The sequence below is a fragment of the Rossellomorea vietnamensis genome (assembly GCF_008180615.1).
GTDB lineage: Bacteria > Bacillota > Bacilli > Bacillales > Bacillaceae_B > Rossellomorea > Rossellomorea vietnamensis_D.
The window spans coordinates 24,743-47,303 of record NZ_VTEH01000008.1; the positions used below are offsets into that span (position 1 = coordinate 24,743).

The 22,561-nt window shown below is 40.1% G+C and carries 28 protein-coding genes; 24 read left to right on the forward strand and 4 right to left on the reverse strand.

Annotated elements, in window-relative coordinates; all coding sequences use genetic code 11:
• Positions 1-469 precede the first annotated feature (469 nt).
• From FZC79_RS11715 to FZC79_RS11795, 17 genes are all read left to right on the forward strand, one after another.
• A complete protein-coding gene (locus FZC79_RS11715; RefSeq protein ID WP_148946983.1) occupies positions 470-1,597 on the forward strand; it encodes an MBL fold metallo-hydrolase in 1,128 nt (375 codons plus the stop codon).
• A gap of 37 nt (positions 1,598-1,634) precedes the next feature.
• Positions 1,635-2,018: a DUF302 domain-containing protein gene (locus FZC79_RS11720; protein WP_148946984.1), complete on the forward strand. Its 384-nt coding sequence runs from the start codon at positions 1,635-1,637 to the stop codon at positions 2,016-2,018.
• Between the two features lie 483 nt (positions 2,019-2,501).
• Positions 2,502-2,879, forward strand: a complete 378-nt coding sequence (locus FZC79_RS11725) for a hypothetical protein (RefSeq protein ID WP_148946985.1) — start codon at positions 2,502-2,504, stop codon at positions 2,877-2,879.
• Positions 2,869-3,129: a metal-sensitive transcriptional regulator gene (locus FZC79_RS11730; protein ID WP_148941970.1), complete on the forward strand. Its 261-nt coding sequence runs from the start codon at positions 2,869-2,871 to the stop codon at positions 3,127-3,129. Before FZC79_RS11725 ends, FZC79_RS11730 begins: the two co-directional genes overlap by 11 nt.
• A gap of 82 nt (positions 3,130-3,211) precedes the next feature.
• Entirely contained in the window at positions 3,212-3,439 is a 228-nt protein-coding gene (locus FZC79_RS11735; RefSeq protein ID WP_148946986.1) for a sulfurtransferase TusA family protein, read from the forward strand.
• A 70-nt stretch (positions 3,440-3,509) separates the two neighbouring features.
• A complete protein-coding gene (locus tag FZC79_RS11740) occupies positions 3,510-3,989 on the forward strand; it encodes a DsrE/DsrF/DrsH-like family protein (protein WP_148946987.1) in 480 nt (159 codons plus the stop codon).
• Positions 3,990-4,014: 25 nt separating this feature from the next.
• Positions 4,015-4,368, forward strand: a complete 354-nt coding sequence (locus FZC79_RS11745; RefSeq protein WP_187442761.1) for a rhodanese-like domain-containing protein — start codon at positions 4,015-4,017, stop codon at positions 4,366-4,368.
• Positions 4,369-4,445: 77 nt separating this feature from the next.
• The gene (locus tag FZC79_RS11750; RefSeq protein WP_148946989.1) at positions 4,446-4,742 is read left to right on the forward strand and encodes a rhodanese-like domain-containing protein; all 297 of its coding nucleotides are present in this window, start codon (positions 4,446-4,448) and stop codon (positions 4,740-4,742) included.
• A 51-nt stretch (positions 4,743-4,793) separates the two neighbouring features.
• Positions 4,794-5,366, forward strand: coding sequence for a sulfurtransferase TusA family protein (locus FZC79_RS11755; RefSeq protein ID WP_148946990.1), 573 nt, complete (start codon positions 4,794-4,796; stop codon positions 5,364-5,366).
• A gap of 80 nt (positions 5,367-5,446) precedes the next feature.
• Complete coding sequence (locus FZC79_RS11760; RefSeq protein WP_148946991.1) at positions 5,447-6,574, forward strand: MBL fold metallo-hydrolase; 1,128 nt, start codon at positions 5,447-5,449, stop codon at positions 6,572-6,574.
• Positions 6,575-6,771: 197 nt separating this feature from the next.
• Positions 6,772-6,999 carry a sulfurtransferase TusA family protein gene (locus FZC79_RS11765; RefSeq protein ID WP_148946992.1) on the forward strand — a complete coding sequence of 76 codons (228 nt, stop codon included), beginning with the start codon at positions 6,772-6,774 and terminating at the stop codon, positions 6,997-6,999.
• A gap of 49 nt (positions 7,000-7,048) precedes the next feature.
• The gene (locus tag FZC79_RS11770) at positions 7,049-7,825 is read left to right on the forward strand and encodes a sulfite exporter TauE/SafE family protein (RefSeq protein ID WP_148946993.1); all 777 of its coding nucleotides are present in this window, start codon (positions 7,049-7,051) and stop codon (positions 7,823-7,825) included.
• 947 nt (positions 7,826-8,772) lie between these two features.
• On the forward strand, positions 8,773-9,159 hold the full coding sequence (locus tag FZC79_RS11775) for a YidH family protein (RefSeq protein ID WP_148946994.1): 387 nt from the start codon (positions 8,773-8,775) through the stop codon (positions 9,157-9,159).
• Positions 9,160-9,274: 115 nt separating this feature from the next.
• Positions 9,275-10,189 (forward strand): LysM peptidoglycan-binding domain-containing protein, encoded by a 915-nt coding sequence (locus FZC79_RS11780; protein ID WP_148946995.1) that lies wholly within the window; start codon positions 9,275-9,277, stop codon positions 10,187-10,189.
• An 83-nt stretch (positions 10,190-10,272) separates the two neighbouring features.
• Positions 10,273-10,971, forward strand: coding sequence for a YetF domain-containing protein (locus FZC79_RS11785; protein ID WP_148946996.1), 699 nt, complete (start codon positions 10,273-10,275; stop codon positions 10,969-10,971).
• Positions 10,972-11,114: 143 nt separating this feature from the next.
• Positions 11,115-12,017, forward strand: a complete 903-nt coding sequence (locus FZC79_RS11790; protein WP_148946997.1) for an AEC family transporter — start codon at positions 11,115-11,117, stop codon at positions 12,015-12,017.
• A 129-nt stretch (positions 12,018-12,146) separates the two neighbouring features.
• On the forward strand, positions 12,147-13,355 hold the full coding sequence (locus FZC79_RS11795) for an MDR family MFS transporter (protein ID WP_187442750.1): 1,209 nt from the start codon (positions 12,147-12,149) through the stop codon (positions 13,353-13,355).
• A gap of 379 nt (positions 13,356-13,734) precedes the next feature.
• On the opposite strand, the gene FZC79_RS11800 is transcribed toward FZC79_RS11795, so the two are convergent.
• Positions 13,735-14,139 (reverse strand): anti-sigma regulatory factor, encoded by a 405-nt coding sequence (locus FZC79_RS11800; protein ID WP_148946999.1) that lies wholly within the window; start codon positions 14,137-14,139, stop codon positions 13,735-13,737.
• Positions 14,140-14,589: 450 nt separating this feature from the next.
• Complete coding sequence (locus tag FZC79_RS23850; protein WP_262372150.1) at positions 14,590-14,724, reverse strand: hypothetical protein; 135 nt, start codon at positions 14,722-14,724, stop codon at positions 14,590-14,592.
• Between the two features lie 388 nt (positions 14,725-15,112).
• On the opposite strand from FZC79_RS23850, the gene FZC79_RS11805 reads away from it, so the two are divergent.
• The 5 genes from FZC79_RS11805 to FZC79_RS11825 all read left to right on the forward strand — a co-directional run bounded on the left by FZC79_RS11805 (position 15,113) and on the right by FZC79_RS11825 (position 19,000).
• The gene (locus FZC79_RS11805; protein ID WP_148947000.1) at positions 15,113-16,159 is read left to right on the forward strand and encodes an SDR family oxidoreductase; all 1,047 of its coding nucleotides are present in this window, start codon (positions 15,113-15,115) and stop codon (positions 16,157-16,159) included.
• A gap of 255 nt (positions 16,160-16,414) precedes the next feature.
• The gene (locus FZC79_RS11810) at positions 16,415-16,927 is read left to right on the forward strand and encodes a mismatch-specific DNA-glycosylase (protein ID WP_148947001.1); all 513 of its coding nucleotides are present in this window, start codon (positions 16,415-16,417) and stop codon (positions 16,925-16,927) included.
• A gap of 303 nt (positions 16,928-17,230) precedes the next feature.
• Positions 17,231-17,422 carry a hypothetical protein gene (locus FZC79_RS11815; RefSeq protein ID WP_148947002.1) on the forward strand — a complete coding sequence of 64 codons (192 nt, stop codon included), beginning with the start codon at positions 17,231-17,233 and terminating at the stop codon, positions 17,420-17,422.
• Positions 17,423-18,173: 751 nt separating this feature from the next.
• Positions 18,174-18,536, forward strand: coding sequence for an aminoacyl-tRNA hydrolase (locus FZC79_RS11820; protein WP_148947003.1), 363 nt, complete (start codon positions 18,174-18,176; stop codon positions 18,534-18,536).
• A 128-nt stretch (positions 18,537-18,664) separates the two neighbouring features.
• Positions 18,665-19,000: a VOC family protein gene (locus FZC79_RS11825; protein ID WP_187442751.1), complete on the forward strand. Its 336-nt coding sequence runs from the start codon at positions 18,665-18,667 to the stop codon at positions 18,998-19,000.
• Positions 19,001-19,112: 112 nt separating this feature from the next.
• On the opposite strand, the gene FZC79_RS11830 is transcribed toward FZC79_RS11825, so the two are convergent.
• Positions 19,113-20,105, reverse strand: a complete 993-nt coding sequence (locus FZC79_RS11830; protein ID WP_148947005.1) for a hypothetical protein — start codon at positions 20,103-20,105, stop codon at positions 19,113-19,115.
• Between the two features lie 93 nt (positions 20,106-20,198).
• Between FZC79_RS11830 and FZC79_RS11835 the strand changes: the two genes are divergently transcribed.
• Positions 20,199-20,495: a hypothetical protein gene (locus FZC79_RS11835; RefSeq protein WP_148947006.1), complete on the forward strand. Its 297-nt coding sequence runs from the start codon at positions 20,199-20,201 to the stop codon at positions 20,493-20,495.
• A 149-nt stretch (positions 20,496-20,644) separates the two neighbouring features.
• The gene (locus FZC79_RS23145) at positions 20,645-20,806 is read left to right on the forward strand and encodes a hypothetical protein (RefSeq protein ID WP_187442752.1); all 162 of its coding nucleotides are present in this window, start codon (positions 20,645-20,647) and stop codon (positions 20,804-20,806) included.
• A 451-nt stretch (positions 20,807-21,257) separates the two neighbouring features.
• On the opposite strand, the gene FZC79_RS11840 is transcribed toward FZC79_RS23145, so the two are convergent.
• A complete protein-coding gene (locus FZC79_RS11840; RefSeq protein ID WP_148947007.1) occupies positions 21,258-22,064 on the reverse strand; it encodes an MBL fold metallo-hydrolase in 807 nt (268 codons plus the stop codon).
• Between the last annotated feature and the right edge of the window lie 497 nt (positions 22,065-22,561).

The window sequence follows — 22,561 nt, forward strand, 5'->3', positions numbered from 1 at the left end:
AAAAGCTCCTTTTTGCAAACTTTGCTGCTAATATATATTAACTTCATATGAGAAAAGCTTTATATTCTGTTAGCCAAAAAAAAATGAACTGCTTCCCGTTTCGCGAGAGAAATATTAGTACCAGGAGGGACTGCAGAAAGCAAAAATAATGCGATAAATAGTATCGGGTGCTGTTTTGAATCAAATTTCTAATTAGTCTAAGAAATGGTTGAGTTATTCGTACCCTATCCTTTTCGTTTAAAGCAGCCACAACCTTTGCGAAAACAACTTTTTATAAGACTGTTTCCGCAAGAATTGTTACTTATGTATTCTCCCTGAATACTAAAGGTTTTCTTCCTATTGCAAGAGTATAGGACCACAGGGGGTTACACAATATAAGCGTGACTAATATTTTCTGAAAAAGATGTGTAAGAAATACCAATAGGGGTAAGGGAATTATGAGAATAAAAAAACCAAAAGGAGGACCACTATGTCTGTAAAAGAGATCTCAACAAAAGAATTAACTCAAAAAGTATTAAGCAAAGAAAAGGTTTTTATCGTAGATGTTAGGAACACAGATGCATTTGATGATTGGAAAGTTGAAGGCAGAAATGTAGAGGTCATTAATGCACCTTACACAGAAATTAAGGAAAAAAGCATTGATTCATTCCTTGATAAGCTTCCTGAATCTCAGACGATTCATGTAATTTGCGCTAAAGGAAATTCTTCTCTGAAAGCAGCAAATTTAATTGCCGAAGCAGGATATACTGATGTTTATTCAATTACAGGCGGAATGAGTGCGTGGAGTGAACACCTGGAGCCCATCAAAATTGGTGAATTGAAAGGGGGAGGGACCATTCATCAGTTTGTCCGGATCGGAAAAGGCTGTTTGTCATACTTAATACAGTCCAATGGAGAAGCTGCTATTGTGGATGCAGCTCGAATGACCGAGCCCTACAGAAAAATACTGGCAGAAAATGATATCAAGTTGACTCGAGTGCTTGATACACACTTGCACGCTGATCATATTTCGGGGGGAAGAGAGCTCGCTGAAAACAGCGGGGCTGAATACTTTCTGCCTCCTAAAGATGCTGAGGATTTACAGTTCTCTTATGAGCCGGTCAAGGACGGGGACCAATACGAGGTAGGCTATTCCATCATCAAGGCTTTGTACTCCCCGGGGCATACTATCGGCAGTACTTCTTATATTATAGATGATCAGTTTTTACTTACAGGAGATATCCTTTTCATCGATTCGATCGGCCGCCCTGACCTTGCAGGTAAAGCAGAGGACTGGGTTGGAGATCTTCGTACAACGCTTTATCGCCGGTATAAAGACCTGGATGAAAATTTAATTGTTTTGCCTGCTCATTATATGGGAATCAATGAGATGAATGAAGATGGAAGTATATCTTCTAAACTTGGTACGCTCTATCAAGAAAACCATGGATTAAATATAGATGAAGAAGAAGAGTTCAGAAAAATTGTATCAGAAAACCTGCCGCCTCAGCCGAACTCTTATGAAGAGATCCGTAGAACGAATATGGGGAAAGAAAGTCCTGACGAAGACCAACAGACCGTGATGGAAACCGGGCCTAACCGTTGCGCAGTAAGATAGAAACGTTTATAAAATAATCAAAAAGGAGAGGTTGCTCATGTTTGATTACACTCTTACAACACCGAAAACCATTGATGAGGCAGTGAATAGCCTGGAAGCAAGCTTGAAGGAAGAACAATTCGGGGTACTCTGGACTTTTGATATAAAGGACAAACTTCAGGAAAAAGGATTGGAGTTCGAAAAAGAATTCAGGGTACTGGAAGTCTGCAACCCGAAAGAAGCGCAAAGAGTACTGAATGAGAACACTATGGCTGGCTATTTCCTTCCGTGTAAAATAGTCGTTTATGAAGAGGGAGGGGAAACGAGAATAGGGATGCCGAAACCAACCTCACTCATCTCCATGCTGAATGATGAAAAGTTGAAAGAATTTGCAAAAGATATTGAAGCACGCTTAATGGGCTGTATGGAAAAAAGCATCTAAGAAAGAGGAAAGCTTACAGGATGAATTCAAATGGATTCATCCTTTTCTATAATCTTTCATAGGTATTGCAAGCATTGCCATTGATTATGCAAAATTTTATGTGATACAGTTGCATCAATGATTAATAAGTTTACTCAACGATCAACATGGAAATTGTAGAAGGACAATTTCGCGACCTTTAAAAAACTGAATTTATGAAAGATGATTAGGAATCTCATTTAATATTCATTTTGGAGCATGGTGATCATTATCCAATCATGTTGCACACTTTTAACTGGAAGATTAGCTCTTAACCACAAATGGGGGAACTTTAAAAGGTTAAGGTTAATTTGGCAGCCAAGACGCCGCTTTACTAAAGAGCAAAAACTTTTCAAGCGGGTTAGAAATAGATCCAGAAAAGAGGTTGACATTATACCTGTAGGGGTATATAATAACTCATGTAAGCAAGATGATTCCTTATAAATTGATAAGGGCGGTATAAAAATGTTATTATTGATTATCATAGCTGGCACCATAATGGTTGCATTGTATAATAGATACTTTCCTGTCAGAGGAGTTCAGTGCAGCACTGAAATTCCAACAGAGACGGAATCGATACTCATACTAGATGTTCGGGATTATAACCAGTCATCTGCCAATCCTATACCTCACGCTGTTAATCTCCCAGTGGCGTATATCAATAGAAACTGGGACGATGTAGCAGCCACCCGGATACATGTCGCAGCATCCACTCCGCTTGAAAAAAACATGAGCATCCGGATGCTGAAAAGAAAAGGATATAAGGTTGCAGGTTATACTTTGACTGAAAAACAATCTCCGCCAAAACAGAATAAGGGAAAGGGGTATTGTTATGGAATATAATGATGGGGTCAAGAATCGTGTGAAACGCATGGAAGGACAGTTAAGAGGCGTTCTGAAAATGATGGAAGAAAACAAAGATTGTAAAGAAGTCATCACTCAATTATCCGCTGTCCGTTCTGCAGTAGATAGAACAGTCGGTGTTATTGTAAGTTCCAACCTCGTCGAATGTGTCCTGGAAGCGGAGAAACGTGGAGAAAAATCTGACGACATGATAAAAGAGGCTGTCAACCTGCTGGTTAAAAGCAGATAATACTAAAAGGGTTGACAACCTTTTTTTCACATAGTAACATACCCCTATAGGTATAAACAAAAAAATACTTGGAGGTATAAATATGAAAGCAGATAAGGTATTAGATGCAAAAGGTTTGGCTTGTCCAATGCCAATCGTCAAAACAAAGAAGGCTATGAAGGATTTGGAACCAGGTCAAGTACTGGAGGTTCTTACAACTGATAAGGGCGCTAAGAATGACCTAACAGCATGGGCAAAATCAACCGGTCACGAAATGCTGGACCATAAAGAAGAAAGTGATATCTTTACTTTCTGGATTAAAAAGGGATAATTTTTTTAACAATTTTAATACCCTATAGGGTAGGGGTAAATAAATAAAAGTTAATCAGGAGGAGAAAACAATGACAGACAAAAAAAGAACAACAATCGTATTATTCAGCGGAGATTATGATAAGACCATGGCTGCTTACATCATTGCAAACGGGGCGGCGGCATATGATCACGAAGTTACCATCTTTCATACTTTTTGGGGATTGAACGCGCTTCGGAAAGATGAGAATATCGAAGTGAAAAAAGGATTCATGGAAAAGATGTTCGGCAAGATGATGCCAAGAGGTGCAGATAAAATGGGGCTCTCCAATATGAACTTTGCGGGGATGGGACCAAAGATGATCAAGGGAGTCATGAAGAAACATAATGCAATGTCACTTCCTGCTTTGATTGAAATGGCTCAGGAACAGGATGTAAAACTTGTTTCTTGCACGATGACAATGGATCTTCTTGGTTTGCAAAAAGAAGAATTATTGGATAATATCGAGTATGCTGGGGTTGCAGCATATTTAGCGGATGCAGAAGACGGTAACGTTAACCTGTTCATCTAATAAGGGGGTCAATTACTTGGAATACATGAGGTATATCCTTGTCGGTATTTTAGTCATCATCATTATTATGCGTCTTATGCCTGCAAGAGGTGTTAGACATATCACAACAGCTGACCTGGAAAATGAACTACAGGATAAAGACAAAATGTTCATTGATGTCAGGACAAAAGGTGAGTTTAACAAAAGAAATATTCAGGGGTTTAAAAACATCCCACTATATGAATTACCCTACAAGACCAAAGAACTTACTACTAATAAAGAAATCGTCTTGATGTGCCAGAGCGGGACGAGAAGCAATAAGGCAGCAAAAATTCTAAAGAAAAAAGGCTTCAGTAAAGTCGCCAATGTAAAAGGCGGTATGGGGGCCTGGTCAAAATAATGATATTTCGCTAGTTTCATGCTCTTTTCCCCAGCATGTACTACAGGAAAAGAGCTTATAATAAGGAGGAATACTATATGAGAGAGATCACACCTAGAGAAGTAGAAACAATTGTAAACGAAGGTAAACCTTCAAACATTATTGATGTCCGTGAAACGGATGAAGTGGCAGAGGGAAAAATTCCTGGTGCTGTCAATATTCCCTTGGGATTAGTTGAATTTCGAATGAATGAGCTTGATAAATCACAAGAGTATATCATTGTATGCCGATCAGGCGGAAGAAGCGGCCGTGCATGTCAATTCTTAGAGAGTCAGGGGTACAGGGTTATAAATATGAATGGCGGCATGCTTGCTTGGGAAGGAAAAACTGAATAAATTTTTTTATGAAATATAATACCCTATGGAGTATTAACAGGAGGTCATCATATGGAAAATATCAAAGTAAATGAAGTATTGGATGCTAAAGGATTGGCATGTCCTATGCCAATCGTAAAAACGAAGAAGGCCATCAATGGACTCCAAGCCGGACAGGTTTTGGAAGTAGAAGCAACCGATAAAGGCTCAAAAGCAGATATCAAGGCATGGGCCGAGAAAGCAGGGCATCAGTATCTAGGTACAATTGAAGAAGGGGAAGTCCTTAAACATTACTTGAGAAAAGCATCAGGAGAAGAATCTATTGAAAAAAAACATCCTAACGTTGCAACCAATGATGAATTAGCTGCTAAATTAAGTGAAGGTGAAAATATCTCTGTTCTAGATGTCAGGGAAGCAGCGGAGTATGCTTTTAATCATATTCCGAATGCTGTTTCAATTCCACTGGGAGAGTTGGAAGACCGAATGGCGGAATTGAACAAAGAAGAAGAAATTTATGTGGTATGCCGCACAGGAAGCAGAAGTGATCTGGCTGCCCAGAAACTCGCCCAGAGTGGTTTCACAAAAGTCATCAACGTTCTTCCTGGCATGACACAATGGAACGGGGCGGCTGAATCGGTAGAATAGTCCAGCCCTTCAGACTTATTCACATACTATCAATTAGCAAAAAATTTTACTATAAATAATACCACAGGGGGTAATTGGTTATGACTATAAAAGCAATGAATTCACAAGAAGTTACGAAAAAAGTTTTCAATAATGAAGAATTGTTCATCCTGGATGTGCGAAATGAAGATGCCTTTCTAGACTGGAAAATTGAAGGTGGAAATTTTAAATACCTGAATATCCCTTATTTCGATCTTCTGGATGGAGTCGAAGAAATCATGGATAAGCTTCCGGCTGATAAAGATATCCTTGTCGTTTGTGCGAAAGAAGGTTCATCTGTGATGGTGGCAGAGATGCTTTCTGACGAGGGCTTGACTGTATCTTATCTTGAAGGCGGAATGAAAGCATGGAGTGAGCACTTGGAACCTGTTAAAGTCGGTGACTTGAATAATGGAGGAGAGCTCTACCAGTTTGTACGTATCGGCAAGGGCTGTCTCTCGTACATGGTTGTATCAAATGGTGAAGCCGCCATTATCGACTCAACAAGAATGGCCGATGTTTACATTCAATTCGCTGAGAGCATCAATGCAACGATTACTCATGTGTTTGATACTCACCTTCACGCCGACCACATTTCAGGGGGAAGAATCATCTCAGAGAAGTCAGGAGCAACTTACTGGCTTCCACCGAAAGATGCGGAAGAAGTCACTTTCTCATATGCGGCTTTAGAGGATGGAAATGAGGTCAAACTCGGAAACACAACGATCAATATCCACGCTCTGTATTCACCTGGGCATACAATCGGCTCCACTTCCTTTGTAGTTGATGAGCAATACTTGATGACTGGTGACATCCTTTTCATCGATTCTATCGGCAGACCTGATCTTGCAGGGCTGGCTGAAGATTGGGTAGGTGACTTGAGAGAAACCCTTTATACCCGCTACAAAGAATTATCCGATGATTTGGTTGTTCTTCCAGCTCACTTCATGATTATCGATGAACTGAATGAAGATGGAAGCGTATCTGAAAAGCTTGGTGTTCTATTTGCGAAGAACCACGGTTTGAACATCGAAAACGAAGCAGAATTCAGAGCCTTGGTAACTGAAAATCTTCCGCCGCAGCCTAATGCATATCAAGAAATCCGGAAGACGAATATGGGCAAGATTACACCAGATAATGATGAACAGCGAGAAATGGAAATCGGACCAAACCGCTGTGCAGTAAGATAAGCTTGGTTACCGGCCGGTTAATGCCGGCCGGGACCTGCATTCTGTATTTTTTCCAAAAGCTATGCCTGCTCTGAAATAGAAAGAGCGAGTTTCACTATAGTGTTCAGACTTTTACCTAAACCAGGCAGTCCTGGCTAAAACACAGGAGATGTAATTAAGTTTGATTTTAAAAAATGAACCAACAGGAGGCTATTAAAATGGAATCAACAAAAGTATTAGATGCAAAAGGACTGGCATGTCCAATGCCGATCGTGAAAACCAAAAAGGCCATCAATGAACTTCAATCAGGAGAAATACTGGAGATCCACGCTACAGATAAAGGTGCTAAAAGCGACCTTACAGCATGGACAAAATCAGGAGGCCATGAACTAATTCATCACGAAGAAGAGAATAATGTTTTCAAGTTCTGGATTAAAAAAGGGTAAATATATGAGGGAACCGATACATGGTTCCCTTTTTTAAGGAGGTATAAAAATGGATATAGGATTTATTATAATTATATTTCTAATAGGTTTTATAGGTTCATATATTTCAGGAATGCTCGGGATAGGCGGGTCCATTATCAAATATCCCATGTTATTATACATCCCGCCTTTATTTGGGCTGGCAGCATTCAGTGCCCATGAGGTATCCGGCATCAGTGCCGTGCAGGTTTTTTTCGCGACGATCGGCGGTGTTTGGGCTTACCGTAAAGGCGGATATCTTAACAAGACTTTGATAGCTTATATGGGCGGAGCGATTTTAATCGGAAGCTTCGTCGGCGGTTATGGTTCCAAACTGATGTCAGGAGGCGGAATCAATTTAGTGTATGGAGTGTTAGCTCTCATAGCAGCTGTTATGATGTTCATCCCCAAAAAAGGAATTGATGATATTCCTCTGGACAAAGTGAAGTTTAATAAGTGGCTGGCAGCTTCGTTGGCTTTAATTGTTGGGGTGGGAGCAGGAATTGTAGGAGCTGCCGGAGCTTTCCTGCTTGTGCCGATCATGCTGGTCGTACTGAAAATCCCTACACGAATGACGATTGCCTCTTCGCTTGCCATAACCTTTATTTCTTCCATCGGAGCGACAGTCGGTAAAATTACCACGGGGCAAGTGGATTATCTTCCCGCATTGGTTATGGTTGCTGCAAGCTTGATTGCCTCTCCGCTCGGCGCAATGGCCGGTAAGAAGGTAAATACCAAGATTCTTCAATATATACTGGCATTCCTAATCCTGGGAACAGCCATCAAAATTTGGATGGATATACTATAATAGTTGAAATTCGTTGTTATAGCTGCCATCAAAAGGGTAAAATCATACTATCCAGGGATTTTACTCTTTTTCCTTAAAGGATTGGGAATGGCATATCCTCAACGATAAAAGCTAGTTGTAAGGAGGCATATCTATGGTTAAAGTAACTCAATCAGCAATAGATGTTATTCGATCTCAAGTAAAAGACGTCATTGAGCAAGGCAAAAAACCGTTCATCCGTCTGGAAATGGGCATTGGCTGAGGAGGCCCTAAGCTGCGTCTGACTCTGGATGAGTCAGTTTTAGAAAAAGATGAAGTAACAGAAATAGAAGGGATTCAATTCCTAGTTAATGAAAAAGACAAAGTTTATTTTGATGAAACCAAAATTGATTATGTAAAAACATTGCTTGGCGGCGGGGAATTTAAGGTATTAAGAGTCTAATAAGAGACCTGGTCCTGGTCAAAGAGGAGCGTTTATATGTCCAAACAGCAAAAATGCAAGCAAGGTTCCTGAGGCATCAAAGTGGAGAATCAAAGGAAGTATAAGAGGTTCAATCTTCCCATCTGACCTGGTGTTCTCCTCTGGATCCTGGCAGGAGTCATCTTAATGGTGAATAAGATATTTTAATAAAGGGCCCTGCTCAATCGAGTTAGGGGCCTTTTGTTTACCATTTTTCTATAATGTTTTTATAGGCCCTCTCTTATTAAAAGGCTGTTTGGTAAGCGAAGTGAATTCTTTCTATCAAATCCCTTATGACTTCAATGGACCTAAAGATACCAACATGCTGTACACCACGGAAGATTTTCCAGATCCTTTCAAATTGGAAAATCATCCACTTCTTCAGGGGGTGAAGTAAGCCGTTATGAAGGTGAAGGGAATAACGGCTTTTCACATGTAATCCAATTTATAGGGAAAAAGAAGTAAGGTGAACAATCCAAGAATTTTTTAATCATTAAGGGGTGTACTCATGACGAATCGAGAAAATTCCGATCAGCAAACTCAAAGTACCATTGACTCAAAATATATCCAGCAGCACTTGGCGAGTGAAAGGACTTTTCTTGCCTGGATACGTACGGCTATTGCCATTATAGGGGTAGGGTTCCTTGTGACCAACCTCCATTTTACAATGGAAGACAAACTATCTCCCTTGAGCGATCTGCTTGCGAATATCATTGGTCTAACATCTGTAGGGCTCGGTATCCTGACTATTATAATGGCACTCTTTGGCTATATTAAAAAAATTGATGCCATAAATAATCAATCCTTCCGTACATCGAGAGCCACCATTATCGCCTTGGCTGTTTTGGTGATTGTCATCGCTCTCATATTCGGTACGTATTTTCTTATTGTTTAATCCTGTAAAACGGGCTCATTCTCATGTAACTTGCTGACCTTCTCTCCGTCTAATAAGGTGTAAAAGGTGATTTACAGCAATTCACATCAAGAGAGAACATTATGGGGGTTAATTCATGAAGAAAACATTTATCAAGTCAGCAGCCATTGCATTGGCACTCTCAGCTTTCAGTCTTACACATGCTGAAGCTGAACATTTTCATCTTATTAAGAAAGGAGATACTCTTTGGAGTCTCTCCCAAAGGTATGGGATGACCGTGGAGCAACTGAAGGAGAGTAATGAACTCACTTCCAATATCATCTACGCAGGTAAACAACTAGAAATCCAGAAGATCATCAAGGTGAAAAAAGGTGATACGTTATGGAGCATTGCGAAAAAACACGGCACTACCGTTCACCAATTAAAACATGTGAATGGTTTGAAATCAGATACGATTTTCAGTGGTCAAAAACTTGAAGTTCCGACTGTCATTCTCATCCGGAGCGGAGATACCCTGTGGAGCATCAGCCAAAAATATGGGATATCTGTAGAAGAATTGAGAAGAAATAATGGTTTGAAAAACAACCTGATTTTTGCAGGTCAACTTCTGAAGGTCAACCAGATGCAAACTTATCCTGCCGCCTATGATGCTGAAAAAGTTCGGCTGCATGTTCCTTTGCATTCAGGTTTTATTTTTACACCTGAGGAACCAAGAACTTATATTCTTCAATTCAATAATGATGATAATTACTTTGCCAGGGTAGAAGTGCTTGATTCCCAAACGGATATAAAGAACGTGAGGATGAATGCTGAAGACCAGCTAGCATCACTGGGAGCAGTGACAGAATTAAGGACTCAGAACTCTCTTCCATTTTACGAAAACGCACATTTTTTTCTCCATTCTCAGAATACAAAAGTTCAAACGGCCATTGGGGTAAAAAGTGTTGACGGCAAAATTTTAAAATTCACCATCCATTATCCTAATGAAGAAGAGTCAGAAGCTGTATACCCGGCTATGCTCAAGATTCTTCAAGAAATTACGATTAAATAAAGAGAGAGCTCCCGATCCAATTTGGGAGCTTTTTTCATACTTTTCTTTTTTATAAAGATAATAACAGAAAAGGAGGAATCTCAATGAATATATTCGAGCTATTTTTAAGGGTAGTAATTGCTTTTATTGCCTTGTTCATCATGGCCCGGCTCTCCGGAAGAAAAGAAATCAGCCAAATGACTTTCTTCAATTTCATTTCGGCAGTCGCTGTGGGGAACATTGGAGGGACTATTGTCGTTTCAGCGGAATTAAGTATCCGCAATGGCCTTCTTGCGCTTGCAGGCTGGCTTATATTAACGGTTGGTTTTTCTTACATAGACCTAAAGTCCAAAGGTGCAAGGAAAATTTTAGAAGGAGAACCCATCATCGTAGTGAAACAGGGAAAGATAATGGAACACAGCTTGAAAAAGACTCAATTAGATGTTGATGGCTTAATGGCCTTGCTGCGTGAAAAACAGGTGTTTTCCATGAAGGACGTGGACTATGCCATATTCGAAACAAACGGAAAGTTATCTGTTCTCAAGAAGCAGGCTCAGCAAACCATCACAAAAAATGATATGAATGTTCCTTTAAAAAGTGAAAAATATCCTCAATCCACTGAAGTCATTGCAGATGGAGAAGTGATTCAAAATAATCTAAAAAGACTCAACCTTCAAGAAGAGTGGCTTATTTCACAACTTCAGCAAAAAGGAATACAGTCTATATCAGAAGTCTTTTATGCTGAAGTCCAAAAAGACGGGTCTCTATACATTGATAAAAAGAAGGACAATATGACCCGTTAACAGAAGACCAGTCCCCTTTAGCGCGATCACAAGGAGTATTGAGTGATGTCAGGCAGATGGCAAGCAGGAATTTACAATTTGAATTATACTAATAAAATACTTAGATTGTTATTTTAGAAAAATATTGATTTGGAGTTTTGATAATGAGTTTTATATTAATTGTAGTGCCCGTCTTTATCATTCTATCTGTCGGTTTTATTGGTCAAAATCTTCTCAAATTAGATATTAAGTCCATCTCAACAGCAGCTTTGTATTTGATGCTGCCATTCCTGGCTTTACAAACTTTTTATGAAAATGAACTGAATATGGACTACCTTTATATCTTATTGTTTTGTCTCCTACTGTTGTTCGGGTTAATCCTTGTCTCTTTTATAGCAGGAAGGATGACCAATAGGCCGCAAAGTAAAACATCTGCTTTTGTATTAGCGGGTGCTTTCATGAACAGCGGGAACTACGGAGTGCCTGTCATTCTATTTGCCTTTGGGGAAACCGGGTTTCAGTATGCTGTCATTATGATGGTTATTCAATCTTTACTGATGAATACCGTCGGTTTGTATTTTGCAGCCAAAGGAAGCAAAAGCGGCGGGACGTTGAAAGCATCACTAATTAAAATATTAAAAATGCCGGTACTTTATGGCTCTATTGCAGGCATTCTGCTGCAAATCGGATCCGTTTCCATTCCAGATTTCATTTATATCGGGTTGGATCTAATAGCCTCAGCTGCCATTCCTACCATCATGCTAGTACTGGGGATGCAGCTGGCAAGCATATCCAAGAAAAACGTTGAATTAAAAGAATTATCAGGAGTGATATTCATCAGATTGGTTATCTCCCCTGTGATCGCCTATGCCATCACTGTGATGCTGTCCCTTGATACTCTCCTTGCCAGCGTACTTATTGTTCTAGCCGCAATGCCGACGGCTGCCAATACCACGATGTTTGCTGTCCAATTCGATACTGAACCAGATCTCGTTTCATTTAGTACGCTGGTCACCACATCCATGAGTATTATTACCGTCCCTTTGATGGTCATGCTGTTATCTTAGGCTATAAAAATATGAATAGCGTTCACTTTAATAAGATTTAGTTATGTTAATCCATTAAATATATAGAATTTACTTATCCCTGCTTTCACCATATAGTAAGTTATGGAAAGAAAAGAGGGGGAATTTCATGTGAATTCTATTAAAAGCTATGTTAACCAATTTCACCTGATTATTTGGGTTCTTTTGACTGGTACTGTTTTATCGAGAGCGGCCTTTTTCATGACCATGCCTTTTCTGGCAATATACCTTTCCAGAAATATGGATATGCATCCTCTGCTGATAGGTTTGACTGTTGGGGCAAGCCCGCTTGTGGCTACCGCAGGAGGTTTCATTGGCGGGCATTTATCGGATAGATATGGACGGAAACCAGTGTTATTATTTTCTCTACTCTCGATTTCACTAGTGTTCTTTGGATTCAGTATTGCAGACCATCCGATTTGGTTCATTATACTGAATGCATTGAATGGTTTGTCAAATTCTTTCTTTGAACCAACTTCTCAGGCATTAATGGCGGATCTCACTAAAAAGGAGGAGAGGATGAAGGCCTATTCTCTCCGCTATACCGCTATAAATATAGGAGCTGCAGCAGGTCCGCTGGCTGGAGCCTATTTAGCAAGTATATCGCCAGAGTCAACTTTTGTCCTAACCGGCACCATCTATCTGATATATGCATTCGCGCTTACGATTCTTTTGAGAAAATTCCACTTGGAGGGTACAGGAGAAATTAAATCAGAAGTTACCTTTCGTGATGCATTTTCAATAGTGAAGCGGGATTCTGCCCTCCGATTTTTACTTCTCGGCGTCATATTAGTTAATATTGGCTACTCACAATTGCAGTCCACTTTACCTCTGCATTTAGAAGCCCAGCTGGAAGACGGTATTTACGTTTTTTCCATATTGTTATCAATCAATGCTGTGATGGTCGTATTTCTGCAAATGCCTGTTAGTTCAATTGCAGAAAGATTCAAACCGATGCAAATGATGGTCACCGGTGCTCTCATTTTGAGTTTAGGATTAACGGGATTTGGCTTTGCCGATGGGTGGATGATGTGCATTGTTTCTGTCGCCTTTCTGACTTTAGGGGAGATATTGATTTTCCCTGCGAACTCTGTATTGATCGACAATCTGGCACCTGAACATTTAAGGGGAATTTATTTTGGTGCTGGTCAGTTCAGAAAGATTGGAAACTTTGCCGGTCCTGTCTTGGGAGGATTTCTGTTTAATGAAACGGGCGGACCTTTCATGCTGTGGCTCGTTGCAGGTATTGCTCTAACCAGCATTTTCTTTTTTTCTATCGGAAGCCGCTCCTTTTTAGAAGTGAAGGGAGAAAGTGTGTAAGCAACCTGAAGAAGCTGCCTTTACGGCCGATGATAGCCTGCTGTTAAAGAGGGCGGAGCACAACATTCAAATAGGGATAGTTCTCTCATCGCTTTACCACGTTAAAGCAATAAGAGGAACTGTCTCTTTTTTTGTTTAACGTGGTAAAGAACCACAGATTCTAACGGTTCTTTATTTAAAGCTGTTTTCGTATATATTGTTGCTTTCGGATATCCCCAATACTAAGAATTTTATCTTTACCGGGGAAGAGCAGCTCTTATCTTTTCGATATTACCGTATTTTTTCCTTCTTGGTATTGATATTTCTTCGGAATATTATCAAATAGCAACAAAGTTTATGAAAAGAGCCTTATTTTAATGATATCAGACTTTAATATACTCTATCCTATCTGCCATTTAACTGCTTCCACCCTGGTTCCTGAATTGGGAGCTGATGTGAGTTCAAACTCATCCATGATTGTCTTGACACCGGGAAGACCGGCACCAAGACTTCCAGATGTAGAATATCCTTTTTGCATGGCCTTTTCGATATCTGGTATCCCGCATCCCTGATCTAATGAAATAATTCTAATCCCTTTTTTCCGCTCCTCTTCCAATAATTCAAATTCAATGTGGCCGCAGCCAGCATACCTGTAAATATTTCTTGAAAGTTCCGAAACGACTGTCAAAATTCTCGCTTGATTGGTTAAGCTGAACTGTAATTGTTGAGCGATCTCTCTTCCTTTTTTCCGTGCGGCAACGATATCAGCTTCCTCCCTTATATGAATAACAAGCGTGTTATCCATACCTTGCGACTCCTTGAAGACCTGCTGAATACCTATTCAGAATAATCACAAAATTTTTCATAATCTCTTCACTCCATTAAGCTTTTTCGTTTTTTAATATAAAAAAAGCCAAAAAGAGGGGAGGCACCCCATCTTTTTGGCTCATGACTAGTTCTTTGCCCAGTTCATCAGGCCAACTATAAAAATTCAGCTCTCTGTCTGTATTTAACTTACCGTTAGAATATGTTCTGCTGACACTCCAAACCCACGTGTGGACTCCAGCTTCATATCCTTTGTCCGATCATGGAAATTTCTTCGATTGTTCCATTATAACGGAATGCTTCCTTTATATATATAGAATTCGTTAATTGGCAGGAAAAACCTTTTTTATTTATAAACATTTTTAAAATCACTTTTTTTCTAAAAACCAAATAAACACCCCTGATCCTTGGGGACAGGGGAGTTTTGATATCATTTTAATTTGTTTTTGATGTCCTGCTGGGTTATATCACTTCGAATGGCCGCATCCTTTGCAAAATCTTCATTGAAAGCTTTATTTCTTGGATATTTGTTTTTCCGTTCTCGGTTATCATTTTTATTTGTCATAGTGAACAACCTCCTTTCCATAATAATCTTTTCAAACTTACTACTGATTATGTACGGGAGGGAAGGACCTTCAGTAAAATTAAAAGGCTGTTTTTGCAAAGATTGTGGCTATTTTAAAATTAATGGATTTTCGCTCCAGGCGTGCGACTACAATCCTTCTAAGTGAAAATTAGGAGGAGGTAAAATAGTATTCAAAGCAACAACCTTTTAGGAAAGTGACTTCGATTTTTTGTATTTTTTTCTTCTTGAGATTGATATTTCTTCGGAATTAGTATCAAAAAGCAGCAAAGTTTACGAAAAGAGCCAATTATAAAGACGATTGGATACAAGCATTTGTTTCTTTTCCTTTCTATACGGTAAAATAGCTAATAGAAATGAGGGATAGTAATTGAATATTTTTTTAACCGGAGCCACGGGTTTTGTAGGCAAAAAATTAACGGAAGAATTATTAAATGACGACCACAGATTGTATGTCCTTTGCAGGAACGAAAAAAAAGCAAATATGTTTATTAACGAAATCCCACCTGCTTTCAGAAAAAACGTAAACTGTGTGATAGGAGATTTAAGCTCAAGTCTGCTTGGGCTGGACATGAAAGAAGCCGAGAATTTGAAAGGGAAAGTTGAGGCCATTTATCATATGGCAGCCTACCTTTCTTTTGACCCTGAACAGCATAAGGAGACCTTTGATGTCAACCTGGAAGGAACCAGGAGGGCATTGGAATTCTCAGAGAAAATTGAATGCAGAAGATTTCTTTATGTGAGCACAGCCTATACAGTAGGAATGGAAACAGCGGGAAAAGAAGAGCTGTACAGTTCCGAAAGAAGGTTTGTGAACCACTATGAAGAATCAAAAAATCATGCGGAACATCTAGTGCATTCCTTTAAGGACAGAATGGAGGTCGTCATCCTTAGGCCATCCATCATTATCGGGGATTCTAGAACAGGTGAAGCAGACACCACCTTTGGTGTATATGGCTTGCTGAAAGCAGCTTCACTGCTCAAGCGGAAAGTGTCAAAGAAGGATGGATGGGAAGATAACATTTACCGTTTTCTTGGAGAAAAGGAATTGAGGATGAATCTCGTCCCCGTTGATTATGTAGCTGGTGTATTAAAGGAAGCATTGACACTTGGGGAAAATGGAAAGATTTATAACATTACGGATCCGTCCCCTCTTAAACAGAAAGAGATTTTTCAAGTCGTGAAAGAAGTGCTGGAGTTCCCAAATCTAGAGCTGGTTCCTTTCTCTCAAAAGGACAAGTTGAGCGACCTTGAGAATTCATTGAATGAAGCACTCGGTATATTCAAGCACTATTTTACACGGGAACTTCATTTCCCTTGCCATAATACGCTCTCCTTGCTAAAAAGAGCCGGCAAGAAGCAGTTGAAATTAGATCACGATAACCTGAAATTCATCCTGGGAAGCTATAAAAAGTAAGTCTTAGAACTTTAAAACATTAGGCTCTTTCGTAAACTTTGTTTTTATTTTAGACTAATTCTGAAAAAATACAATAATTCACCAGAATAACCTAGTAAACAGGAAAAGAAGAGAACTGCTATCTCAGAATATAAGAGAAACCCTTAGTATACGGGGATATTCGAAAGCAACAATGTATGGGAATACAGCCAAGCATTTAAAGGGACAGTCCCTTTTTGCGCTCTAAAGCGTTGAAGCATTGAAAGGAGGAAGAGGATGCAGCCATTACCGGATCATTTACAGAAGAATCTTGATATTGTGTTTATCGGTTTCAATCCGAGCCTTAAATCCGGGGAAATCGGCCATAACTATGCAAATCGCAGTAATCGATTCTGGAAAATCCTCCATCTTTCTGGGCTGACTCCAAGGCAATACGCACCACAGGAAGATTCGACCTTAATGGAATTGGGGTATGGACTGACAAATATCGTGGAGCGGCCGACAAAAGAAGCTGCTGACATAACCAAAGAGGAGTACAGCGAGGGAAGGGGCATTCTCAAAAAAAAGCTGCAATTAAACGCACCTAGAATAGCCTGCTATGTCGGGAAAGGGGTGTATCAACAATTTTCACAAAAACGAAAGATAGATTGGGGCGTACAGGAGAAGTCTGTCGTGGATGGTGTGGTCGATTTCGTTGCTCCCTCATCCAGCGGACTCGTAAGGATGAAAAAAGATGAAATCGTCTCTATCTACAAAGAACTGAACTTGCTGAAGAAACGAGAAACGTAACCGAAGATAACACCTCTTCGGTTCTTTTCATTGGCTGTTTTTCGTAAGGTAAATTTCGTAAACTTTGTAGCTATTTGATAGTAGTTACCCAAAATAGGCCCATAATAAACCGGGAAAATCCTGTTAAACAAGAGACTCAAGGCCTGCTATTTGCAAATCTAGTATTAGACATTTCTTCAATAAATAAGAGAGTTTAATTCCTTGAAATTTATTTACTAATTTTGCTTTCCAAGAATATCGGTTACCAAGTATAGTATTTATAGGAAATATAGTCCAATATAGTGGGGAAGGGGGAGCCCCCTTGTGAATACAAGCGAAACCTTAACTAAACAACTAGCAAAGGATAAGATTCTAGGCTGTGTTGTTTCAAAGAAAAATAAGGTCGTATTTCAATACTATAAAAATCGAAAAATTGCAGGGAAACACCACAAAATCAATTCCTGTACAAAAAGCCTCCTGTCTGCCCTGTATGGAATCGCTTTTGACAAAGGATAACTGAAAGATATACATCAGCCGATTATGGATTACTTCCCACGAGAAATGAGCCTGCTAAAGATTCTAAGAAAGATGAGTTGACCATCTATCATTTATTAACTATGACAGCTGGATTTCACTTTTCTGAATGGGAGGAATGGAATGGTTTTGCGTCAATGATGCAGGGAGGGGGATACGGTACACTTTGTATTGAAACGTGAGTTGACACAACCGCCTGGTAAAAGTATGAGTTACTACTCTGGCTGTTCTCACCTCCTAACCTGTATCCTGCAGGAGGCAGCCGGAGAAACAGCATTTCAATTTGCCCGGAGAGAATTATTTAATCCTTAGCTATGAAAAATATCATATGGCACAATGACAACAAGGGAGTGAACAGGCGACCTGATGGGATGAGGATGACATTAGAAGACATGCTTAAATTTGGGAAGCTATTTTCACATAACGGAGTAGTGGATGGGCGGAGGCACATTTCTGAGTCCTGGATAGCAGAATCTCTCAAGCCCCGCTTTCTAACATATGAACATATTGGATATTACGGTTACCATTGATAGACCTCCAAAATTGATGAAAAAAACCTGATCTCCACTATCAAAACCTCTATCACTTTGCTTTGGGACATGGTGGACAATATATCATCATCGTACCATCCATGGACATCGTTTGTGTATAGTCAGTGAAATGTATCACGCTTCTCTTAAGCCTCTTTCACTTTTTAAAAAGTTCATTTTACCCAGCCATGAGGAGGATTGGTATGATTAAAAGCGAGATTGTTCAATATTTCGTCGTAAATAAAGAATTAAATATGTCAGCTGGAAAAATTGGAGCGCAAACGGCTCATGCAGCAACCATCAGTACGATTGACCTTCTTTCGGATTCGTCTGTATTTCCGGACTTACGAGATGACTTTATCTTATGGTATCAAACCGGAATGACCAAAATTGTTCTAAGAGGAAGACAGAAAGATTTAGAAAAATTAGCGGAGAAAGGCTATTACTATGTCCATGACAGTCTGAGAACAGAAATTGCTTCTGGTTCTTTGACCGTCGTCGCCCTGCCCCCGATGCCCAAGCCTGAAGCCAAAGAAATAGTAGGAAACTTGTCTTTGTTTAAGTAGCTTTTTTACTAAATTTATTTTATAGCTGAATGCTGAATGAAGATTTCTATGACTTTCAAGCAGTCCGGTTTAACCATGTTCAAAGAAGGAAAAACACCCTATTGAAAGTGACGAAAGGGGATTTAAGAATGTTTTCTAGAATAGACACAGTCATATTGAATGTAAAAAATTTAGATGATGCTAGGAAATGGTATCAGGAAACATTGGAACTGGAAGAAGTTTTCGATGGAGGAAACCATGTCGTTTTCAAAGTGGGACAGGGGGAAACGCCTATCACCATTATTGAGGGAAAAACAGGAGCTTCAGCAGTGAAACCTATACTTTTTTCCGAAGCGATTGAAGAAACTCAGTTAAAGTTAAAGGGCCTGGGGGTTGAGGTGGGTTCACTTGAACAAGACGGAACCGTTACGTTTTTTTCTTTCAGTGATCCAGACGGCAATAAATTTGAAGTTTGCCATTTTTAGATAAGAGAAATTCAAGGACTTTCTGAGCATTGAATTTAGAAGGCTCTGTCCTTGATAAATTTGAATATAATCACATACAAAAAAGCAGAGCAAGGATTTGCTCTGCTTTTCATCACCAAAAGAATCTTCTAGGCATACCTGGGTTCATACCGAAAGAGCCGGGCATACCAAACCCTTGAGAGGGACCGCCTCCCATAAATGGCTGTCCGGCAGCTCCTTGCGATGGTCCTGCTTGATACGGTCCATATGGAATACCAGGACCATATCCCGAATTGCCAGCACCTTGCATAGTTGGGGGAGCGAAACCTCCTCCACTTTGCTGCCCATAAGATTGATAGGGACCGACTCCCATTCCACCTTGAAATTGGCCGGTACCATTGCTCACTGTAGCGCCATTCATAGGGTAGGAGTTCATGGTTGTCATCTGATTCTGTTGAGAAGGGTTCATTCCCTGCTGACTTCCATACATATCGGATGGATTCATCCCTTGCTGCATGCCATACATTTCGGATGGGGTCATTCCTTGCTGACTTCCATACATATCACTCGGATTCATTCCCTGCTGCATGCCGTACATATCGGATGGGTTTACTCCCTGCTGCATTCCGTCCATATCAGTTGGGTTCATTCCCTGCTGCATGCCGTACATATCGGATGGATTCATTCCCTGCTGCGTGCCGTACATATCRGWTGGRTTCATTCCCTGCTGCATGCCGTACATATCGGATGGGTTCATTCCCTGCTGGCCTCCGTACATATCAGTTGGGTTCATTCCCTGCTGCATGCCGTACATATCGGATGGGTTCATTCCCTGCTGACTTCCGTACATATCAAATGGGTTCATTCCCTGTTGACTTCCATAGTAATCTGAAAGGTCCATAGATGTTAAGGCATCTTCATCGATACCAGACATCTGCAAAGGATTCAATCTGTATTCATCTATGCCGCCATAATAAACTCCTTGGTCGGCATACATTTCTGGAGTGTGATAATGATTACTATTTATGTTTACTTGTGATGATGGTATAGAACTTGTGTTCATACCTGACACTATATAGGGATACATATTTTTCACGAAGTAATACCTTCCTTTCAGCATCATCATTTTTCTAACTTCCTTTACATCCTATTTAGCAAGACTGAACTTGTGCCTATCCAACCTGATAAATCTACTCTCTAATTGAAAGGAGCACAGCTTATGAAGCCAAGATCTATTATAAAATGTACTCTGCTGTTTTTCATTGTGGTGACCTCTCTGTATTTCACTCCTGATTTCGATGCTTCGCTGAATATTGAAGCGGCAGGCTTTACGAATAGTCAGTCTCTTATTGCAGCCACTGATATAAGCAGCAATAGTGAAGGGGAGCGGGAGAGACCTCTGTTTGAAAGCATCCTGCTTTACTTGATTATTTTCACCCCCGTTATAGTCGTGACACTGTTACTATGGGTTTTTTCTAAAATCATCAAATTAACAAAAGAAAAGAATGAAGGATGATAACACAGCTTCATTGTTTTTCTAGACTCTTTTCTTAAATGTTTTTGCACAAGTAAAGAAGCGTAATTCAACTTCCACTATTTTTTCTAGTAATTGTCTATTCACTCCAAAGTAATAGAACATAGTATAGAAGGAAGGGAGTGATAGGTGTGAATTTTAGAGAAGATTCTTCAGCAGAGATGACATTCTTAAGGATGAGGGATACGTTGAAGTCTCATGAATCGATGATTTTTTCTTTGCAGACCATTGTAGAGAAACAGCAAGAGATGATAGAAAGACTGGCTGGCAGAGAACTGCAGGGTTACGTCTAGTTCCAGCGCCTAGTCCCTCGGGGTCAAATAACCCCAAGAGAATAAAAGGAAAGACCGCCTTTTTTCTCTTGTGAACATTTGCCTGTCGGGCCTGACCATGGCGCTTCCACTTTTGGTGCGAAACCCTCCTTCTTGGAAACGATCGACCTGGAGAAAATGATGAAAATCGCCTTATTTGCTGCAGCTGTTTATAATGAGGATGGATCTCAGAGCAATTCAATATAGTATTCAATTTACAAGCCAGCTATTGTTTTATGGATTTATCGTTATATTATCGGACAGTAAGCCCTGCATTTAGGTTTAATGTGTTAGACCACTAAGAGGGACAGTCCTTTTTCACGTGGATGCTTTAACAAAACAAAGGAAGCGCGGAGGTTACTCCGTGCTTCCTTTTTGATACTGAATGTGAGTGGTAACCAGATTATCTTTCAAGAGATTTTAGAGTGAAATACTATTTTTTATTCTCTGGTATTTCTGTTTCACCAAAGTCTCTTGAAAGACGTTCAAGGTTGGTGACAAGCTCATCATCTGCAACCGGAAGGCCATGCCCGACGACCGCCACAGAAGGCTGCAGCTCAGTGAGAGTTTTAACCGAATTCCAAGAAGCATGCCAATCCATTGTGAAATATTGCGGAGGACCATGGATTTCCTGTTTTTGCGTCAGGACATCATAAAGCTTTTCCTGCTCCACATTAATGAAGGCATCACCAGCTATTAAAGCTTTGTCGTTCTCCCTGAACAAAGATATGTGTCCTGGTGTATGTCCAGGTGTATGGACATACCTCCAATCGGGGAGAACAGGGATTGAACCATCTTCAGGTAGAAGATGGAGGTTGGCAGAAATATCAATACTATGGCGCGGAAACGTAGTGGACATTTTCGCAACCAGCCCAGACTCCTCAGTATTCGGAGGCGGGTAATTGCTTTCTCCAGAGAGGTAAGGCTTTTCCATTAAGTGGGCGTAAACTGGCACATCCCATTTTTTCAATAAACCTTCAAGAGCTCCCACATGGTCAAAGTGTCCATGGGTGAGGATGATTGCTTTACAAACACAATCATCACCAAAACGTTCCTGAGCAGCTTTAATGATCATTTCATGTGAATCAGGCATTCCTGCATCAACTAATATAAATTCATTGCTCACACTTGGGTTTCCGATAAAAGCTATATTGACAATTTGCACAGTATAATGATAGAGATCCGGTAGTACTTCGATCCCCATTCCGCTTGCCACAGAGGTCATTGGCATTTTCTTCATAGACATCCTCCTTACATTTTCTGCGGTAGTATCTGTTAAAACCGGCTTGATTATGTGATATCGCCGGTAATTATATACCCTGTTTTTTTAAAAAAATGGGAATCCTTCAAAAAAATTGTTTCTATTCCCGAAATAATGTTTTATTATAAAAAAGCGCAAGCGCCTTGATCAGCCCCGACAGGCAAATGTTCTCCGGAGAAAAAAAGGTGCTCTTTCCTTTTATTCTCCTGAGGTTATTTGACCCCGAGGGGCTAGGCGCTGGAGCTGGATTGCACAAAAAAGCGCAAGCGCCTTGATCAGCCCCGACAGGCAAATGTTCTCAGGAGAAAAAAGGTGCTCTTTCCATTATTCTCCTGAGGTTATTTGACCCCGAGGGGCTAGGCGCTGGAGCTGGATTCAAAAACTCTGTCTAATTTTCCATCGGAAAATCTTATACTTTCTTTTTTAAAGGCTCTTTTCGTAAACTTTGTTGCTATTTGATACTAATTCCCAAAAAA

Bases quoted from the DNA above. Each gene is read 5' to 3' on its own strand.
- FZC79_RS11745 (WP_187442761.1), top strand. From the start codon at position 4,015: ATGAGGTATATCCTTGTCGGTATTTTAGTCATCATCATTATTATGCGT.
- FZC79_RS11835 (WP_148947006.1), top strand. From the start codon at position 20,199: ATGAAGCCAAGATCTATTATAAAATGTACTCTGCTGTTTTTCATTGTG.
- FZC79_RS11840 (WP_148947007.1), bottom strand. From the start codon at position 22,064: ATGAAGAAAATGCCAATGACCTCTGTGGCAAGCGGAATGGGGATCGAA.
- FZC79_RS11765 (WP_148946992.1), top strand. From the start codon at position 6,772: ATGGAATCAACAAAAGTATTAGATGCAAAAGGACTGGCATGTCCAATG.
- FZC79_RS11780 (WP_148946995.1), top strand. From the start codon at position 9,275: ATGAAGAAAACATTTATCAAGTCAGCAGCCATTGCATTGGCACTCTCA.
- FZC79_RS11735 (WP_148946986.1), top strand. From the start codon at position 3,212: ATGAAAGCAGATAAGGTATTAGATGCAAAAGGTTTGGCTTGTCCAATG.
- FZC79_RS11715 (WP_148946983.1), top strand. From the start codon at position 470: ATGTCTGTAAAAGAGATCTCAACAAAAGAATTAACTCAAAAAGTATTA.
- FZC79_RS11755 (WP_148946990.1), top strand. From the start codon at position 4,794: ATGGAAAATATCAAAGTAAATGAAGTATTGGATGCTAAAGGATTGGCA.
- FZC79_RS11720 (WP_148946984.1), top strand. From the start codon at position 1,635: ATGTTTGATTACACTCTTACAACACCGAAAACCATTGATGAGGCAGTG.
- FZC79_RS11730 (WP_148941970.1), top strand. From the start codon at position 2,869: ATGGAATATAATGATGGGGTCAAGAATCGTGTGAAACGCATGGAAGGA.
- FZC79_RS11825 (WP_187442751.1), top strand. From the start codon at position 18,665: ATGTTTTCTAGAATAGACACAGTCATATTGAATGTAAAAAATTTAGAT.
- FZC79_RS11770 (WP_148946993.1), top strand. From the start codon at position 7,049: ATGGATATAGGATTTATTATAATTATATTTCTAATAGGTTTTATAGGT.
- FZC79_RS23850 (WP_262372150.1), bottom strand. From the start codon at position 14,724: ATGACAAATAAAAATGATAACCGAGAACGGAAAAACAAATATCCAAGA.
- FZC79_RS11800 (WP_148946999.1), bottom strand. From the start codon at position 14,139: ATGGATAACACGCTTGTTATTCATATAAGGGAGGAAGCTGATATCGTT.
- FZC79_RS11790 (WP_148946997.1), top strand. From the start codon at position 11,115: ATGAGTTTTATATTAATTGTAGTGCCCGTCTTTATCATTCTATCTGTC.
- FZC79_RS11820 (WP_148947003.1), top strand. From the start codon at position 18,174: ATGATTAAAAGCGAGATTGTTCAATATTTCGTCGTAAATAAAGAATTA.
- FZC79_RS11785 (WP_148946996.1), top strand. From the start codon at position 10,273: ATGAATATATTCGAGCTATTTTTAAGGGTAGTAATTGCTTTTATTGCC.
- FZC79_RS11750 (WP_148946989.1), top strand. From the start codon at position 4,446: ATGAGAGAGATCACACCTAGAGAAGTAGAAACAATTGTAAACGAAGGT.
- FZC79_RS11760 (WP_148946991.1), top strand. From the start codon at position 5,447: ATGACTATAAAAGCAATGAATTCACAAGAAGTTACGAAAAAAGTTTTC.
- FZC79_RS11810 (WP_148947001.1), top strand. From the start codon at position 16,415: ATGCAGCCATTACCGGATCATTTACAGAAGAATCTTGATATTGTGTTT.
- FZC79_RS11725 (WP_148946985.1), top strand. From the start codon at position 2,502: ATGTTATTATTGATTATCATAGCTGGCACCATAATGGTTGCATTGTAT.
- FZC79_RS11740 (WP_148946987.1), top strand. From the start codon at position 3,510: ATGACAGACAAAAAAAGAACAACAATCGTATTATTCAGCGGAGATTAT.
- FZC79_RS11775 (WP_148946994.1), top strand. From the start codon at position 8,773: ATGACGAATCGAGAAAATTCCGATCAGCAAACTCAAAGTACCATTGAC.